This is a genomic window from Oryzihumus leptocrescens (assembly GCF_006716205.1).
Lineage (GTDB): Bacteria > Actinomycetota > Actinomycetes > Actinomycetales > Dermatophilaceae > Oryzihumus > Oryzihumus leptocrescens.
This window is the reverse complement of record NZ_VFOQ01000001.1, coordinates 26,365-41,847: the sequence shown is the minus strand read 5'-3', so window position 1 is coordinate 41,847 and position 15,483 is coordinate 26,365. Positions and strand designations below refer to the sequence as shown.

Below are 15,483 nucleotides of genomic sequence, written 5' to 3'. Positions count from 1 at the left end.
GACCGCGGGCGCCCTTCGCGCGTCTGTCGAGGTATGCCGGGTGGCCGGCTGGCCGGGCCGGTCAGGGGCGGCCGCCGTACGGCAGCAGGTCGGGGCGGCCCCAGAACTTCGCGATGCTGACGAAGGCACCGGTGTAGGGCGCCTCGATCATCTCGTCGCCGCCGATGTACAGGCCCACGTGGTGGCTGGTGGGGCCCGAGTCGCCGAAGAAGAGCAGGTCGCCGGGGCGCAGGTCGCTCAGCGGCACGCGGGCGGTCTCGCCCCACTGGGCGCCGGTGTAGTGGGACAGGCTGACCCCCGCCTGGGCCCAGGCCCGCATGGTCAGGCCGGAGCAGTCCCACGTGCCGGGGCCGGCCGCGCCCCACTCGTAGGGGTCGCCGACCTGGGCGCGGGCGAACGCGATGACGGCGGAGACCCCGCCGGACACCGGAGGCGGGGCGTCGGTCACCCGCGGGGTGGGGGTGCTGCTCCCGCCACCGCCGTTGCCGGATCCGCCACCGGAACCGCCGTTGGTGCTGGCGCCGGGCGAACCACCGCCGCTGGGGTGGTGCTTCGCCTGCTCGGCCGCACGGCGTGCGGCCTCGGCCGCGGCGGCGGCTCGGGCCTGGGCTGCCGCCCGCGCGCCGGCCGCGGCGCGGGCCTGAGCCTGCGCCTCGAGGCCCTGCTGGCGCTCGCGCTCGAGCGCGAGGGAGGTGTTGCGCAGGGTGGCCAGCTGGCTGAGCATCGTCGCCTGCTCCTGCTGCACCCGCGCCGTCTCGGCGGCGGCCTGGGTGGCCTGCGACTGCGCCGCCCGCCGCGCCGCGTCGGCGGCCTGGGCCGCGGCCAGCTGCTGGGCCTGGGCCTGCGCCGCCTGGCGCTGCAGGACCCCGGCGACGACCGAGCTGGCGGAGGCCTCGGCGAGGGTGCGGTTGCGGATGTCGCTGACGATGGACAGGCCGGCGGCCTTGTCGAGGATGTCCTGCGGGCCCCGGCTGGACAGGAGCGCGTCGAGCCCGCCGAGGCCGTTGCTGCTCATGTAGGCCTGCGCCGCGAGCTGGCCGACCTTGTCGGAGGCCTGCTGGGCGACCGCGGCGGCGGCCGCCGCGCGCGTGCGGGTCGCCTGCGCCGCCTGGGTCTTCTCGGCGAGGAGCAGGGTGGCGCCGTTGGCTGCCTCGGCCACCTGCTCCGCACCCGCGCGCACCTGCTCGAGGTGGGCGGTGGAGGCGATGAGCCGGGCCTGGATGGCGTCAGCCTGCGCTGCCTTGGCCGCGGTCGCCGCCTTGGCCTGGGCGACCTGCCTGGCGGAGGGGTAGACGGGGTCGGCCGACGCCGGAAGGACGAGGCCGAGCAGCAGCCCGGCGCCGGCACCAGCCACGAGGGCGGCGCGCAGGCCTCGGGGCAGGACGAGGTGCTCGCGGCGCGGGGCGAGGGGCTCTCGGCGCACGGGGGACCTCCGGATGGGGGGGCTCGGCCGATCGAGCGTAGGCGGGCTGCACCACTTCCTGCCCACGAGTCACACAAATCCCATCCGTGACAGAGCAGGGCCCTGACCTGCAAGAACGCCTTCACCGCGAATGACACCCGTGTTTTTTTGCAGGTCACCTCCGCGATCGGCGCATCGACAAGCGCCGATCCGCCGGCAGGTCACAACTTGGTCACGGCAGGCCGACGAGGGCCCTGCCGAGGTTGGACACGCTCTGCGGCGGTTCCAACCGCGGCACAGCGACTCGAACCTCGGCACAGCCGGGATGTCAGCCCGTCGTGGGCACCGGGACCCGGCGTGTGGCACCGCCCGGGAGGACGCTCCGGCCGGCCCCGGACACGACGCCGAGCTGGACGTTGGTGCCTCTTCATGCGGGCCGAAGGGGCACCAACGTCCAGCTCGGCGAGGAGGGCCTCAGGACAGGCGGCGCTCGAAGCGCGGCTCGCCGTCCTCGTTGCGGCCGGTCGGCAGGAACCGGTTGCGCAGCAGCACCGCCTGGCTCGGCACGTTGTCGGGGAGGGTGTGAGCGACGACGAGCCGGATCCCGGCCGCCTGGGCCGCTGCCACCAGGCCGGCCACCGCCTCGGAGGCGTAGCCCTGGTGCCGCGCCCCCTCGACGAGCCCGTAGCCGATCTCGACGCTCGCGTCCGGCCCGGGCGGCCCGAAGAAGCCGACGCTGCCGACGGCCAGCCCGATCTCGCGCACCACGATGTGCCGGGGCAGCCACGGCACGTCCTGCGGCCCCGGCGCGGGCAGGGACGCCACGTGCCGGGCGACGTCGACGTCGTCCTCGCGCGGGTAGCCCTCGACCCAGCGGGGCAGGCGTCGACCCTCCAGCATGGCGGTGACGTCCCCGCGGGTGAACACGTGCAGGTCCAGCCGCGCGGTGCGCACGGGCAGGTGGGACAGCGCGGCGGTCTCGGTGGCTCCAGTCACGCCAGCGAACCTAACCGCCCGCGACCACACCCGCCGCCGGGTTTCCCGCGCCCCGAGGTTGCCCCCATGCGCCGAGGGGGACGTTTCTCGGGGTTGCGGCGGCCCCGAACCCGGAGAAACGTCCCCCTCGGCGAGAGGGCCCGAGCCTCAGGCGGCGGTGACGCGCTCGCCGCGCAGGGCGGCATACATGGCGGGGTCCTGCTCGCGCAGGTGGACCCGGGTGCGGCGCCGGTAGCGCAGGATCTGCACCACGCCGACGGCCCACACGAGGTACTGCACCGACATCGCCGCCTTGAACGAGCCCACGGTGTAGGTGGACGGGCCGCCGGGGGCGACGTGGTCGAGGACGACACCGATCAGGGCCACGGTGGACAGCGCCGCGAAGAAGCCGCCGACATTGACGATGCCGGTGGCGCTGCCGATGCGGGTCGGCGGGTTGAACGTGCGGGCGAGGTCGAAGCCGACCATCGAGCCCGGGCCGCCGACCGCGGTGACGACCACCAGCACCACGAGCAGCCACAGCGGCGCCCGGCCGGGCCAGAGCAGGACCGCGGTCCACACCGAGACGATCGCGGCGACGATCCACAGGATCAGCGTGGAGCGGGAGTACGGCCAGCGGGTGACGAACGTGCCGATGACCGGGCTGCACACGATCGTCGTGACGACCATGAGCCCGAGCAGGGTGCTCGCCGTGGCCTCGCTCAGGCCTTCGCCGGAGACGAGGAACGGGAAGCCCCACAGCAGGGTGAACACGTTGGCGCCGAACTGCGAGGAGAAGTGCGACCAGAGCCCGAGGCGGGTGCCCGGGGTCTCCCAGGCCAGCCGCAGCGCCCGGGCCACGGCGCTCATCTTCAGCTCCTCGCGGTGGTGGTCCTCGTAGGGCGAGTCGCGCACCACCGCCAGCAGCAGCACACCGGCGAGGACGCCGAGCGAGGCCGCGAGGGCGAAGGAGCGGGTCCAGCCCAGCCCGTGCAGGGCCGCCGACAGCGGGCCGGCGGCTGCGAGCGCGCCGAGCTGGCCGACCAGGCCGGTGACCTGGGTGACCATCGGGGTCCGCGCAGCGGGGAACCAGAGCGCGACCAGGCGCAGCACGCTGATGAAGACCATGGCGTCGCCCATGCCGACGAAGACCCGCGCCACGACGCCCTCGGCGAAGGTGTCGGCGAAGGCGAACCCGAGCTGCGCCAGCGTCATCAGGGTCAGCCCGATGGTCAGCATCCGCCGTGAGCCGAACCGGTCGAGCGCGGCGCCGACGGGGATCTGCATGCCGGCGTAGACGAACAGCTGGACCATCGTGAAGGTCGCCAGCTGCGCCGAGCTGATGTGGAACCGCTCGGCCGCCACCAGCCCGGCCACCCCCAGGGAGGTGCGGTGGAAGACGGCCAGCAGGTAGACGGCGATCGCGACGGTCCAGACCAGCCACGCCCGACGTCCGCCGAGCGGGTGCTTCAGGGTCGGGTCGGTCGGCTGCAGGTGCGCGGGCGGCGGGGTCACCGGGTCACCCCGGCCTGCTCGCGTGCGATCTCGAGGTGGTCGCGCGTGGCCGCCAGGAAGGCCGCCTTGGTCCCCGAGCGCAGCAGCTCCAGCAGCTGCCGGTGCCCCTGCACGGCCTTGTCCATCCGCCCGTCGGCGACCCGCATGGCGGTGCTGGTCAGGCACATCTGGCGCTCCCGCAGCGACCTGTACTGCCGGGCGAGGACGGCGTTGCCGGCACCGGCGACGATCCGCTCGTGGAAGGCCCGGTCGGCCTCGCTGAACTCGGCGACCGCCCCGCGACGGCGGGCGTCGCGCATCTGCTCCAGCAGCGCGGCGAGGTCGTCGAGCACCTCCTTGCGCCGCGCCCACACCCGGTCGGCCGCCCACTGCTCGATCAGCTCGCGCGCCTCCACGACGTCACGCGCCTCCTGCGCCGAGACCGGTATGACGAGTGCGCCCTTCTTCGGGTACAGCCGGACGAGACCCTCGGCCTCGAGCCGCAGCAACGCCTCGCGCACCGGGGTCCGTGACACACCCACGGCCTCGGCGACCTCGCCCTCGGTGACCAGCGCTCCCCCGGCGTGGGTGCCGTCGAGGATGGAGCGCTTGAGGTGGGCGTAGGTCCGCTCGGAGGCGGACGGCATACCGGCGGATGTGTCCATGATGCATCTATCTTAGATGCATCATGGACGTGCCCCGGGCATGGGACAGGGCGCCCACCCCCTCGGCGCGCGCCCTGTCGGCTCAGGTGGGCCGGTCCCCCGGCCCGGTATCAGCGCAGGCTGAGTGTGACCCCGTCGGAGTAGGCGGAGTCGTGCAGCTCGACCGCGGCGGGACGCGCCGACCGCGGGACGTCGTAGTAGACGTCGCCGCTGACCGACTCACCCGGCGCGACCTCCTGGTAGATCGTCTGCACCTTGTCGCCGCCGTCGTAGATGCTCGCCGTGCTGTCGGCGGAGAACTTGTGCCCGCTCGCGTCGACGAGCAGCTGGTTGTCGGCGAAGAGCGACTGCGGCTGGTCGGCGACGTTCTCGACGGTCAGCGAGACGCGGCAGTACTGCCCTCGGGGTCGCTGGCCGAACGTCGCGGTGCCGACCGAGGACAGCCCGCACGTCAGGCCGGTCACGTCGAACTCCAGCCGGCCGTCGCGCACCGTGGCGCGGTGCTCGGCCGCGGCGGCCTGCTGGCCCCGCAGCGAGGTCGGCGAGCCGCCACCCGAGGCGGCCGCGCTGACCACGCCGGCCAGGACGAGCGTGCCGACGACGGCGACGAGACGGTTGCGGCGAAGGTGGCCCGGGTGCACGACGGGGGTGCGGTCGACGACCGGGGGGCGCGCGGGCATGCGGGAGACGCTCCTTGCAGACGGGCAGGGGGCAGCGCGGGGCGCCGCAGGGCAGGCAGGGGGGTGGGCCCCGGCATGGCTGTGCCCGGTGGCCGCACCCATTGTGTGGGTTGGGTGCGCACCTGTCCGGCGAATCGCCAGATTCCTCCGCCCAGCCGGTATGCCGCGCCTCAGCGCTCGCGGGGGGCCGGCTCCAGGCGCACGCAGCAGTGCCCCGGCTGTGGCGCGAGGCGGGCCACCATCCCCGTGTCACCCAGGCCGTCCAGCAGGCCCTCGACGAGATGCAGGTTCATGCCGCACACGAGCGCGGTGTGCTCCTGCGCGAGCTCGTGGAACGGGCAGTTGCGCAGGACGAGGTCCTCCCCCTCGACTGCCGGCTCGAAGCCCAACCCCTCCAGGGCCTGGGTGACGGACCCGGACGCCTCACGGGCGCCGACGGTGGCACCCATCGCCCGGGACCGGCGCTCGAGCACGAGCCGGGGCGGCTCCTGCGAGGCCTGGGCCTCCTCCATGGCCCCGGCGAGCAGCAGCCCGGCGAGGTCGTAGCGGCGTTCAGGGAGCTGCACGGACACCTCGCGGGCGGAGCGTACGTAGAGCTTGGCCGGACGCCCAGCCCCCGGTCCGACGCGGCCGGTGCGCCGCTCGAACCGCACGTCCAGCAGGCCCTCGTCGGCCAGCCGGTCCAGGTGGAACGCGGCGGTCTGGCGGGGCAGGTCGAGCGCACCCGCCGCCTCGTCCCGGCCGACCGGTCGCCCGGAGCGGGCCACGAAGTCGTAGAGGCGTCGCCGGGTCGGCTCGGCGAGCGCCGCGGCCGCGTCGAGGTCGTCCCCCGGTCTGGTGTCCACGCCCCCACTGTAAAACCCGGCGGGGTTGACGGAAGAGAGATCGGGATTCTAATTTCAAGAGAACCAGTTTTTAGAAAGGACCGGACATGACCTCCGCCGCTCCCGAGTCGTCCCCCGCCCGCCTGCTGCACACCGGGAACGAGGCGCCCCGCCGGCTGCGGGTGGTGCACGGACGCGACGGCGTCGACCTGCCGGCGGCCGAGCGCGCCGTCGCCGACCTGCTGCGGGCCCTGGGCAAGGACCCGTCGACCGAGCACCTCACCGACACCCCGCGCCGGGTCGCGGAGTCGCTCACCGAGCTCATCACCCCGCGCGAGTTCGACCTGACCACCTTCCCCAACGACGAGGGCTACGACGAGCTCGTGCTCGCCCGCGACATCCCGGTGCAGTCACTGTGCGAGCACCACCTGCTGCCGTTCCGCGGGGTGGCGCACGTCGGCTACCTGCCCGGCCCGCGGCTGCTCGGGCTGTCGAAGCTCGCGCGCGTGGTGGAGCTGTTCGCCCGCGACCTGCAGGTGCAGGAGCGGCTGACCACGCAGGTCGCTGGGTGGCTGCAGGAGCACCTGGCCCCCAAGGGCGTCGGCGTCGTCATCGAGGCCGAGCACCTGTGCATGTCCCTGCGCGGGGTGCAGGCCACCGGCTCGCGCACCGTCACCTCGGCCGTGCACGGGCTGATCCGCGAGGACGCGCGGTCCCGGCAGGAGTTCTTTACGCTGGCACGAGGCTTCTGACCCGCGTCCGACACCCCCGCACTGCCTGAAGGAAGAGGACCCGTGAGCACGCAGACCTTCGTCATCGTCGGCGCCAGCCTGGCCGGCGCCAAGGCCGCCGAGACCCTGCGCGAGGAGGGCTTCGACGGGCGGGTCGTCCTGCTCGGCGAGGAGACCGAGCGCCCCTACGAGCGGCCCGAGCTGTCCAAGGGGTTCCTGCTCGGCAAGAAGCCGGCGGACAAGCTCTACGTGCACCCGGCCGACTTCTACGCCGGGCACGACATCGAGCTGCGCACCTCGACCACGGTGACCGCGCTGGACCCCGGCGCCCACGAGGTGGTCCTCGACGGCGGCGAGCGGCTCGGCTACGACCGGCTGCTGCTTGCCACCGGCGCCTCCTCGCGCCGCTTCCCGGTGGCCGGCGCCGACCTGCCCGGGGTCGCCTACCTGCGCCAGATGGGCGAGTCGGACGACCTGCGCACCGCGATCCAGGGCGCCTCGCGCGTCGTGGTCGTCGGCGCCGGCTGGATCGGCTCGGAGGTGGCCGCCTGCGCCCGGATGCTCGGCGCGGAGGTCTCGATGATCGCCCCCGAGGCCGTGCCGCTGGAGCGGGTGCTCGGCCCCGAGGTCGGTGCGGTCTACCGCGACCTGCACGCCGACAAGGGCGTCGACCTGCACCTGTCCACCGGCGTGGACCGGATCGAGGGCACGGACGCCGCGACCGGCGTGCGCACCTCCGACGGCACGCTCGTCGAGGGCGACCTCGTCGTCGTCGGGATCGGCGCGGCCCCGCGCGACGAGCTGGCCCGCGCGGCGGGGCTCGAGGTCGACAACGGGGTCCTCACCGACGAGCACCTGCGCACCAGCGACCCCGACATCTACGCCGCCGGCGACGTCGCCAACGCGATGCACCCGTTCTACGGCAAGCGGATCCGCGTCGAGCACTGGGCCAACGCCCTGAACCAGGGGCCCGCCGCGGCGCGCAACATGCTCGGGGCGGGCACGGCATACAGCCGGGTGCCGTACTTCTACTCGGACCAGTACGACTTCGGCATGGAGTACAACGGCTACGCCACCGAGTGGGACCGCGTCGTGTTCCGCGGCGACCCGGCGAGCCGGGAGTTCCTCGCGTTCTGGGTGCGCGACGGCCAGGTGCTGGCGGGCCTGAACGCCAACATCTGGGACCAGGCCGACGGGATCAAGGCGCTGGTGCGCTCCGGCGCGCGCGTCGACACCGACCGCCTGGCCGACCCGTCGGTCGACCTCGGCGACCTGCTGGGCTGAGGCGGGCTCCGCGGGGACCTTTGCCCCTGACCCGCCCGGGGGCCCGCGCAGGAGGCTGGAACCCCGAGGGGCGGAGGCCACCATGACCCGGACCATGCACCTGACGGTCGACATCTACGTCGACGAGCACGACGGCGACACGCGGGCGGAGGCACGGCTGCACCACCCCGACGGGCCGCTGCACACCGGCCACGGCACGGCCCGGTGCAACCCCAGCGACGCCGAGGTGGCCGAGATCGGCGACGAGGTGGCCATCTCCCGGGCCCTGGCCGACCTGGCCACCCAGCTGCTCGACGCCGCCTCGGGCGACATCGCGGCCGTCACCGACAAGCCGGTGCACCTGAACCAGTGACCGGTTCGGCTCACCTGCACTGAAGGGTCCCCGCTGAGCACTAGGCTTCGGCCGCCAGCGACTGCGCACTTCCCAGGGGACCCATCATGTCGTCGTACGAACCCGATCCCGCACGCCCTCCGGGCGACTCCACGCCCACCGAGCCGACGCCCGTCGAGCCGACGCCCGCGGAGGCTGCTGCGGCCCCGGTGCGCCCGGCCGTCGACCCCGCCCCCTCCGAGGTCGCACCGGCCCGGCGCCGGCGCGGACCGGTGATCTGGGGCATCGTCGCCCTCGCCGTCGTCGCGCTGGCCCTGACCGCTGCGGCGTTCGGCATGAAACTGGTCGGCGGCGGCCCCCAGCCGGACACCCTGGTCCCGTCCACGGCGCTGGCGTACCTGCGGGTGGACACGGACCCGTCGATCGCCCAGAAGGTCTCGGCGGTGCGGTTCCTGCAGAAGGTGCCGCAGGTCAAGGGCGCCCTGGACAGCGGCGACCCCCGCAAGCGGCTGGTGGACTCACTGATCGAGCGCAGCGGCAACAAGGACCTCAGCTACGCCCGGGACATCGAGCCCTGGCTCGGCGACCGGCTCGCGGTCGCGGTCCTGCCGCCGAGGTCCGCGGGCGCCGACCCCGAGCCGCTCGTGGTGGTGCAGGTCAAGGACGAGGCCAAGGCCCGCGCCGGCATCGCCAAGCTCTCCGCCGGCGACACCGACAAGCCGGAGGTCACCTTCAAGGACGGCTACGCGCTGCTCACCTCGGCCGGCAACGGCAAGGCGGTCACCGACGCCATCGCCAAGGGCACCCTGGCCGACTCCTCGACGTATGCCGGTGACGTCGCCGCCGTGGGCGACCAGGGCATCGCGTCGGGCTGGCTCGACCTCGCCGCCCTGGCCAAGGCCGGGGCCTTCAAGGAGGTCGGCGGCGACCCCACGAAGCTGTCGGTCAACCCGTTCGGCTCGGGTGACCTCAAGGGCGCCGGCCGGGCCGCGTTCGCGCTGCGGTTCGACGCCGACGCGGTCGAGCTCGTGGGCGTCTCCCGCGGCGCCACCGCGGTGAAGAAGCCGGCCACGACCGCCGGCTCGACGATCACCCGCCTGCCCGCCGACACCGCCGTGGCGCTGTCCGTCTCCGGCCTCGACCAGGTCATCGGGCAGGCCTGGGACGGCATCCTCAAGGGCATCGGTGCCCAGTCCCCCGGTGAGGACGTCAACGGCGAGCTCAAGGCGATGGAGTCCCAGCTCGGCATCTCGCTGCCGGGCGACCTGCAGACCCTGCTGGGGCGCAACCTCGTGCTCGCCGTGCCCGACCAGGACTTCGCCTCCGGCGACGACCCGCAGTTCGGCGCCCGCGTGACCACCGACGCCGCCAAGGCCGACGCGGTCGTCACCCGCCTGGAGCACCTGGCGATCCAGACCGGCGGGGAGCTGCCGATCGTGCACCAGGCCAAGGGCGACCAGTTCTACCTGGCCAGCTCCCGGGACTACCTCGGCAAGCTCACCGCCGACGGCACCCTGGGCGACAGCGAGGCGTTCACCGCGGCCGTGCCGGACGCCAAGGACGCCCAGTACGTCCTGTTCGCCGACCTCGACCGGCTCGAGAAGAGCTACCTCGACCAGGTGCCGGCGCAGGACCGCGACCTGGTCAAGGCGCTGCGTGCGGTCGGCGCCTCCGGCTCGGTCACCGGGAACGGCGAGGCCCGGTTCACCCTGCGCGTCGTCGGCAACTGACGCCCGCACGACGGTGCCCCGGAGCCTCACGCCCCGGGGCACCGTCGTGTCCGGTCAGGTGGCCGACGCGGCTCCCGGCGCCTCGACCGTCGGCTGCCCGGAGCTGCCGCCCACCGCGATGGGGATCCGGCGCGGCTTGGCCTCCTCGGCCACCGGCAGGCTCAGGCTCAGGACGCCGTCGGCGTAGGTCGCCTCGATCCGGTCGAGGTCCAGCCCGCGCCCCAGCGTGAGCTGACGCACGAACGTGCCGGTCGGCCGCTCCTGGGCCAGCCACTCGACGTCCTCGGGCTGCGCCGAGCGCTGTGCCCGGATCGTCAGCGTGCGGCCGTCCACCCCGACGTCGACCGAGCCCGGGTCGGCCCCGGGCAGGTCGCAGCGCAGCACGTAGTGGTCACCGGAGCGGAACAGGTCCACCGGCATCGACCGCATGGACTGCCCCACGTCCGAGGCGCGGGAGAGCATGCGCTCGGTCAGGGTGTCGAGATCACGGAACGGGTCATAGCTGAACGCCATCACCACCACCTCCTCGGTATGCCGTGCCGCAACCTTCGTGGCTGCGGCCGGTGCGCGGCGGGCCGAGTGGTCATGCGCCCCCGCGCCACACCCCACAGGTAGCACGCACCGGCGAGGGAGCCCCAGGGCCTGAGGGCCCGGCATACCGGGCTCATTTTGGGCAAAAGCCCGGCGCTGGGACCCGTCGCGGGAGCAGAGTGTCCGTGGGGCCCGCCCGGGGCGGGGGATCGGGGGACGCGATGTCCGCACGCAGCGGAGCCAGGACGTCAGCAGGCACGACACGGCTGGGCGCCGGCGCGCGGCCGGTGACGCCGCCGGGGCCGGTGCCCGACGCGGACCGCCGGCACCTGGAGATGCTCGCCCGGGCCACCCGCCTGCTCGAGACCCCGCTCGACCTCGCGGCGACGGCGTGGCAGACCGCCGAGCTCGTGGTGGCCGAGCTCGCCGACTGGTGCCTCGTCGAGGTGACGGGGTCCGACCAGCGGCGGCTGTGCGTGCTGGCCCACCGGGATCCGGCCCTGCTCCCGACCGCCGAGCTGCTCCGGCGGCCGGAGCACCTGACCGCGTTGCTCAAGCTCATGACGGTCCTGCCGGCGGTGACACCCGTGGACCTGGCCGGCGCCGGCCACGACCTCCCCCCGGCTCTGGGGGACGCCTGGTGCGCACTCACGGTGCCGCTCACCTCGGCCGGTCGGCCCGTCGGCTCGATGATCCTGCTCCGCGCCGCAGACCGGCCCAGCCACGCCGACGACGTCCAGCTCGCGGTCGAGCTGGGTCATCGAGCCGGGGCCGCGGTGGAGAAGGCCCGCCTCCACGCCGACCTCCAGGAGACGACCCGGGTGCTCCAGGCCAGCCTGCTGCCCCCGGTGCTGCCCCGGGTGCCGGGGCTGACGGTGTCGGCACAGTTCCGCTCCGGCACGTCCGGCAGCGACATCGGCGGCGACTACTACGACGTCTTCCGCACCGGCCCGGAGCGGTGGTGGGTGGTCCTCGGCGACGTGTGCGGCAAGGGCGCGGCGGCGGCCGCACTCAGCGCCGCCGTGCGGCACAGCCTGCACGCCATCGCCCCCGACACCGACGACCCGGCCGTGGTGCTGCGCCGGCTCAACGACGTGCTGCTCGGGGAGGACTGGGACGGGCGGTTCACCACGCTGCTGCTGCTCACCTTCGCCGACCGCGGCCGCCGACAGGGGCCGCTGTCGGTCCGGATGGCCTCGGGCGGCCACCCGGCGCCGATGCTGCGCGCCGCCGACGGGACGGTGCGCCCGGTCCCGTGCCCGGGCACGCTCGTGGGCGCGGTGCGCGAGCTGTCGGTGGCCACGGTGCGGCTCGACCTCGAGCCCGGCGACACGCTGGTGCTCTACACCGACGGGGTGACGGACGCTCGCGACCCGTCCGGGGTGGAGCTCGGCGAGTGCACCCTGGCCCGGCTGCTGGCCGGGCACCGAGGCGAGGACGCGGACCTCGCCCGGGCGCTGGCCCAGGACGTGCTCCGACACGCGGACGGTGAGCTGCGCGACGACCTGGCGCTGCTGACCCTGACCCGGTGACCATGCATGAAGCACGACCGAACGGGGTACAGGCCCGGCCAGCACGCTGATTGCCGGAGACGGAACTCGTGCTCGGGGGCGCGGCCGCAGGGGACGCGCCCCCATCCCTGTCCCCGGCGGGCACCCCGGCCGCTCCCGGCCTAGGGTCGAGGCATGTGGCAGTACCACCGTGACGGGCTGACCTTCGACGTCCTCGACAGCGGGCCGCGCGACGGCGAGCCGGTGCTGCTGCTGCACGGCTTCCCGCAGGACCACACCGCCTGGGACGCGGTCACCCCGCTGCTGCACGCCGCGGGCCTGCGCACGCTCGCTCCCGACCTGCGCGGCTACTCCCCCGGGGCCCGTCCCCACGGCCGCGCGGCATACCGCATGGGAGAGATCACCGCCGACCTCGTCGCCCTGCTGGACGCCGCCGGGCTGGACCGCGCGCACGTCGTGGGGCACGACTGGGGCGGCAGCGCCGCGTGGTCGCTGGCAGGTCGCCAGCCGCAGCGCGTGGCGTCGCTGACGGTGCTGTCCACCCCGCACCCGGCGGCGATGCTCTGGGCCTGGACGCACACCCGGCAGGCGCTGGTCAGCTGGTACATGCTCGCCTTCCAGCTGCCGTGGCTGCCCGAGCGGATCGTCGGTCCGCGGCTGGCCGGCTCCCTGCGCCGCAGCGGGGTGCCCGCCGAGCACGCCCAGCGGTATGCCGACCGGCTGGCCGACCCGGGTGCCCTGACCGCCGCCCTCGGCTGGTACCGCGGCATCCCGGCGACCCGCAAGGAGGGGGGCGGTGGTGGGCGCACCCGCGTGCCGACCACCTACGTGTGGGGCCGACATGACTTCGCGCTCAGCCGGGCGGCGGCCGAGCGCACCGCCGGCTACGTGGCCGCGCCGTACGAGTTCATCGAGCTCGACGCCGGCCACTGGCTGCCCGAGAACGAGCCGCAGGCCGTCGCCGATGCCGTCGTGGCGCGCGTGCACAGCGCGACCGGCCCGGCGTGACCGGGTCCGGCCGCACCACTCGCGCTCAGACCTGGGTGTGGGCCGGCGCGGGGACCAGCGAGGCACCCCACGCCTGGGCGCGCGCCCGCTCACCCTTGGTCAGCGGCCCCTCGGTGCCCTCCACCACGAAGCCCTGCGGCGGGGCCACCAGCTCGTAGCCGTGGTGGCGCAGCTTGCGCGCGATGCCGTGTGCGGCGCCCCCGGCCAGGTGCGAGCCCAGCCGCGTGTCGAACGCCGCGGCCCGGTGCCCGGCACCCACCTTGGCCAGCGAGGCGAACCACTCCCGCAGGCCCGGCCCCTCGGCACCGGGCTCGAGGTCGAGGTGCTGGCCGTGGGACTCGGCCTTCTTCTCCTCGCCCGCCAGGCCCGACTGCCGGGTGCGCTCGGAGCTCATCCGCAGCACGTGGGTGGGGCCGCCGACGATGAGCAGGTCGACCGCCGCGCTGTCCGCGGCCTCAGCCTCGCCGGCCCGCACCAGCCGCACCCTCGCGTGCTGGTCGGCGTGGCGCACCCCCTCGGCGATCGCCTCGGCGACGGCGTGGGTGTTGCCGAACAGGCTCTCGTAGATGATCACTGCCTCCATGGCGGCACCTCCTCCCAGCAGCCTTGACGGGGCCGGTCGGGGCGGGCAGGGCACATGGTCCCCACGCGCCGGGACAGCGGCGCGGCCCTGACTTTCATGGTCCGCGACCGGGGTCGTCGACGAGGAGGACCCAGGTCGGGTCGGTGTGGCCGGACTCACCGGGACTGCTTCTGCAGGCTCCATCTCACGCAGGGAAGCACCCCGCACTGTGGCCGCCCGGACGCGCTCGATGCCCGGGTTTCGCGGGTTCGCGGCTAGAATCGAGGGCCAGTCCCCCCTGCGAGGGCGGTTCCCCACCGCCCGACGGGCCTGTCTGTGCCGGTCCGTCATGTGTCGCTTCCGTGCGGCCCGCTCCCCCGACGCCGAGGACCCTCGACGCCCGTGAAACGCCTGCCCACCCTGATCGTCTCTGCCCTGGCCGCGCTCGCGCTCAACGCGACGCCGGCTGTCGCCCACAGCCTGTCCGAGGACACGGACTCGCTGCCGTCGATGACCGGCCAGCCAGCCGGCCAGGTGATCATGGCCGACCACCGCGGGCAGGGGCGAGTGATCGAGGCGTTCGGGGACATCGACCACGCCGACCACGTCGTCGTGCTGGTGCCCGGGGTCGGCTGGAACGCCGCCGCGCTGCTCGACGAGTCCGAGGCCACCCGTCGGCACCCGGCCGTGCAGGCACGGGGCATCCTCGCCGAGGCCAGGAAGCTCGACCCGCACAGCCGCACGGCCGTGGTCGTGTGGCTGGACTACGACGCCCCGTCGACCGTCGACCTCGACGCGGCCGAGTCGACCCGCGCCATCCAGGGCGCGCCCCGGCTGGCCGCCTTCGTCAACATGGAGGCCAAGCGGGCCGACGTGAGCGTGGTGTGCCACAGCTACGGCGCCGTCGTCTGCGCCCACGCCGCCTCCCGGATGAACGCCCGCGACATCGTCGCCGTCGGCGCCCCCGGCATGGACGTCTCCACCGTCGGTCAGCTGCACTCCCGCGGCCGGGTCTGGGCCGGCACCGCGCCGGACGACCCGATCTCGATGGTTCCGCACACCACGATCGGCGACCTCGGCCACGGTGCCGACCCGACCGACCCCGGCTTCGGCGCCCGGCACCTGCCGACCGGCACCTCGCACGGCCACAACGGCTACTTCACGCCGGGGACGCTGTCCCTGGTCAACATCGCCCGTATCGCCCTGGGCCGCTTCGACCTGGTCGGCGACCGCTGAGGTCCTGAACGCCGCAGGCAGGTATGCCGCGTGCCCGGCTGGGGCACGCGGCATACCTGTCGGTCAGGCGGGCACTGACCGCTGCGCGTCTCGCCGGCCAGCACTGAGGGTTGTCGGGGTCCTGACCCGGAGAAGTCTCCGCTGAGACGGGCCGGGTCAGGCGCGCTCGACGGCACCGGCCCAGACCCAGGTCTCGAACACGTGCGGCGGGGCGCCCCAGCGCACCCGCACCGCCCGCTTGGTCCATGCGACGGCCACGGCCGGGACCAGCTCCTCGACGCCATCCTCCCAGACCACCCACGCGCGCACCCGCGCCGGCTGGGCGGCCGTGGTGACGTCGAGCTGCCCGAGCTGCTCTGGTGCCAGCGAGCGGGGCTGCCGGCCGGCGAGGCGGGGGACGTCGGTCATGACCCCAGCGTATCGAACACCTGTCCTAGTCGGAGTCACCGGCAGTCCCGGGCCACGGAGGCGTCGTCCACCCAGCCGACCTGACCTTGCGCGCCGGGTCCGGGCGCCGGA

Annotated in this window: 16 protein-coding genes; 7 read left to right on the top strand and 9 right to left on the bottom strand. The window is 74.4% G+C overall.

Annotation, left to right across the window (positions count from 1 at the left end):
* Positions 1–61: 61 nt before the first annotated feature.
* The 6 genes from FB474_RS00225 to FB474_RS00200 form a co-directional block, all read right to left on the bottom strand.
* Positions 62–1,423 carry a C40 family peptidase gene (locus FB474_RS00225; RefSeq protein WP_141786816.1) on the bottom strand — a complete coding sequence of 454 codons (1,362 nt, stop codon included), beginning with the start codon at positions 1,421–1,423 and terminating at the stop codon, positions 62–64.
* A gap of 453 nt (positions 1,424–1,876) precedes the next feature.
* A complete protein-coding gene (locus FB474_RS00220; protein ID WP_141786815.1) occupies positions 1,877–2,398 on the bottom strand; it encodes a GNAT family N-acetyltransferase in 522 nt (173 codons plus the stop codon).
* A gap of 147 nt (positions 2,399–2,545) precedes the next feature.
* Positions 2,546–3,892, bottom strand: coding sequence for an MFS transporter (locus tag FB474_RS00215; RefSeq protein WP_246091986.1), 1,347 nt, complete (start codon positions 3,890–3,892; stop codon positions 2,546–2,548).
* Entirely contained in the window at positions 3,889–4,536 is a 648-nt protein-coding gene (locus FB474_RS00210) for a GntR family transcriptional regulator (RefSeq protein WP_141786814.1), read from the bottom strand. The genes FB474_RS00215 and FB474_RS00210 overlap by 4 nt, the downstream gene beginning before the upstream one ends.
* A gap of 110 nt (positions 4,537–4,646) precedes the next feature.
* Positions 4,647–5,216, bottom strand: coding sequence for a DUF4352 domain-containing protein (locus FB474_RS00205; protein WP_185745961.1), 570 nt, complete (start codon positions 5,214–5,216; stop codon positions 4,647–4,649).
* Positions 5,217–5,386: 170 nt separating this feature from the next.
* Complete coding sequence (locus tag FB474_RS00200; protein WP_141786812.1) at positions 5,387–6,061, bottom strand: helix-turn-helix transcriptional regulator; 675 nt, start codon at positions 6,059–6,061, stop codon at positions 5,387–5,389.
* 86 nt (positions 6,062–6,147) lie between these two features.
* Here FB474_RS00200 and folE point away from each other — a divergent pair, with 86 nt between their 5' ends.
* From folE to FB474_RS00180, 4 genes are all read left to right on the top strand, one after another.
* Positions 6,148–6,792, top strand: coding sequence for a GTP cyclohydrolase I FolE (gene folE / locus FB474_RS00195; RefSeq protein WP_141786811.1), 645 nt, complete (start codon positions 6,148–6,150; stop codon positions 6,790–6,792).
* 42 nt (positions 6,793–6,834) lie between these two features.
* Positions 6,835–8,055, top strand: coding sequence for an NAD(P)/FAD-dependent oxidoreductase (locus FB474_RS00190; RefSeq protein ID WP_141786810.1), 1,221 nt, complete (start codon positions 6,835–6,837; stop codon positions 8,053–8,055).
* An 82-nt stretch (positions 8,056–8,137) separates the two neighbouring features.
* Entirely contained in the window at positions 8,138–8,407 is a 270-nt protein-coding gene (locus tag FB474_RS00185) for a DUF1876 domain-containing protein (protein ID WP_141786809.1), read from the top strand.
* Between the two features lie 86 nt (positions 8,408–8,493).
* Positions 8,494–10,116 carry a DUF3352 domain-containing protein gene (locus tag FB474_RS00180; RefSeq protein ID WP_141786808.1) on the top strand — a complete coding sequence of 541 codons (1,623 nt, stop codon included), beginning with the start codon at positions 8,494–8,496 and terminating at the stop codon, positions 10,114–10,116.
* Positions 10,117–10,170: 54 nt separating this feature from the next.
* Here FB474_RS00180 and FB474_RS00175 read toward each other — a convergent pair whose 3' ends face one another.
* Positions 10,171–10,629, bottom strand: coding sequence for an Hsp20/alpha crystallin family protein (locus FB474_RS00175; RefSeq protein WP_141786807.1), 459 nt, complete (start codon positions 10,627–10,629; stop codon positions 10,171–10,173).
* A 239-nt stretch (positions 10,630–10,868) separates the two neighbouring features.
* Between FB474_RS00175 and FB474_RS00170 the strand changes: the two genes are divergently transcribed.
* Positions 10,869–12,179, top strand: a complete 1,311-nt coding sequence (locus FB474_RS00170) for a PP2C family protein-serine/threonine phosphatase (RefSeq protein ID WP_141786806.1) — start codon at positions 10,869–10,871, stop codon at positions 12,177–12,179.
* Positions 12,180–12,332: 153 nt separating this feature from the next.
* Positions 12,333–13,166, top strand: coding sequence for an alpha/beta fold hydrolase (locus FB474_RS00165; protein ID WP_141786805.1), 834 nt, complete (start codon positions 12,333–12,335; stop codon positions 13,164–13,166).
* A gap of 25 nt (positions 13,167–13,191) precedes the next feature.
* Here FB474_RS00165 and FB474_RS00160 read toward each other — a convergent pair whose 3' ends face one another.
* A complete protein-coding gene (locus FB474_RS00160; protein WP_141786804.1) occupies positions 13,192–13,749 on the bottom strand; it encodes a flavodoxin family protein in 558 nt (185 codons plus the stop codon).
* Between the two features lie 381 nt (positions 13,750–14,130).
* Here FB474_RS00160 and FB474_RS00155 point away from each other — a divergent pair, with 381 nt between their 5' ends.
* Positions 14,131–14,964 (top strand): alpha/beta hydrolase, encoded by an 834-nt coding sequence (locus FB474_RS00155; RefSeq protein WP_141786803.1) that lies wholly within the window; start codon positions 14,131–14,133, stop codon positions 14,962–14,964.
* Positions 14,965–15,120: 156 nt separating this feature from the next.
* Here the strand turns inward: FB474_RS00155 and FB474_RS00150 are convergent, their stop codons facing one another.
* Positions 15,121–15,372, bottom strand: a complete 252-nt coding sequence (locus tag FB474_RS00150) for a hypothetical protein (RefSeq protein ID WP_141786802.1) — start codon at positions 15,370–15,372, stop codon at positions 15,121–15,123.
* Positions 15,373–15,483: the final 111 nt, after the last annotated feature.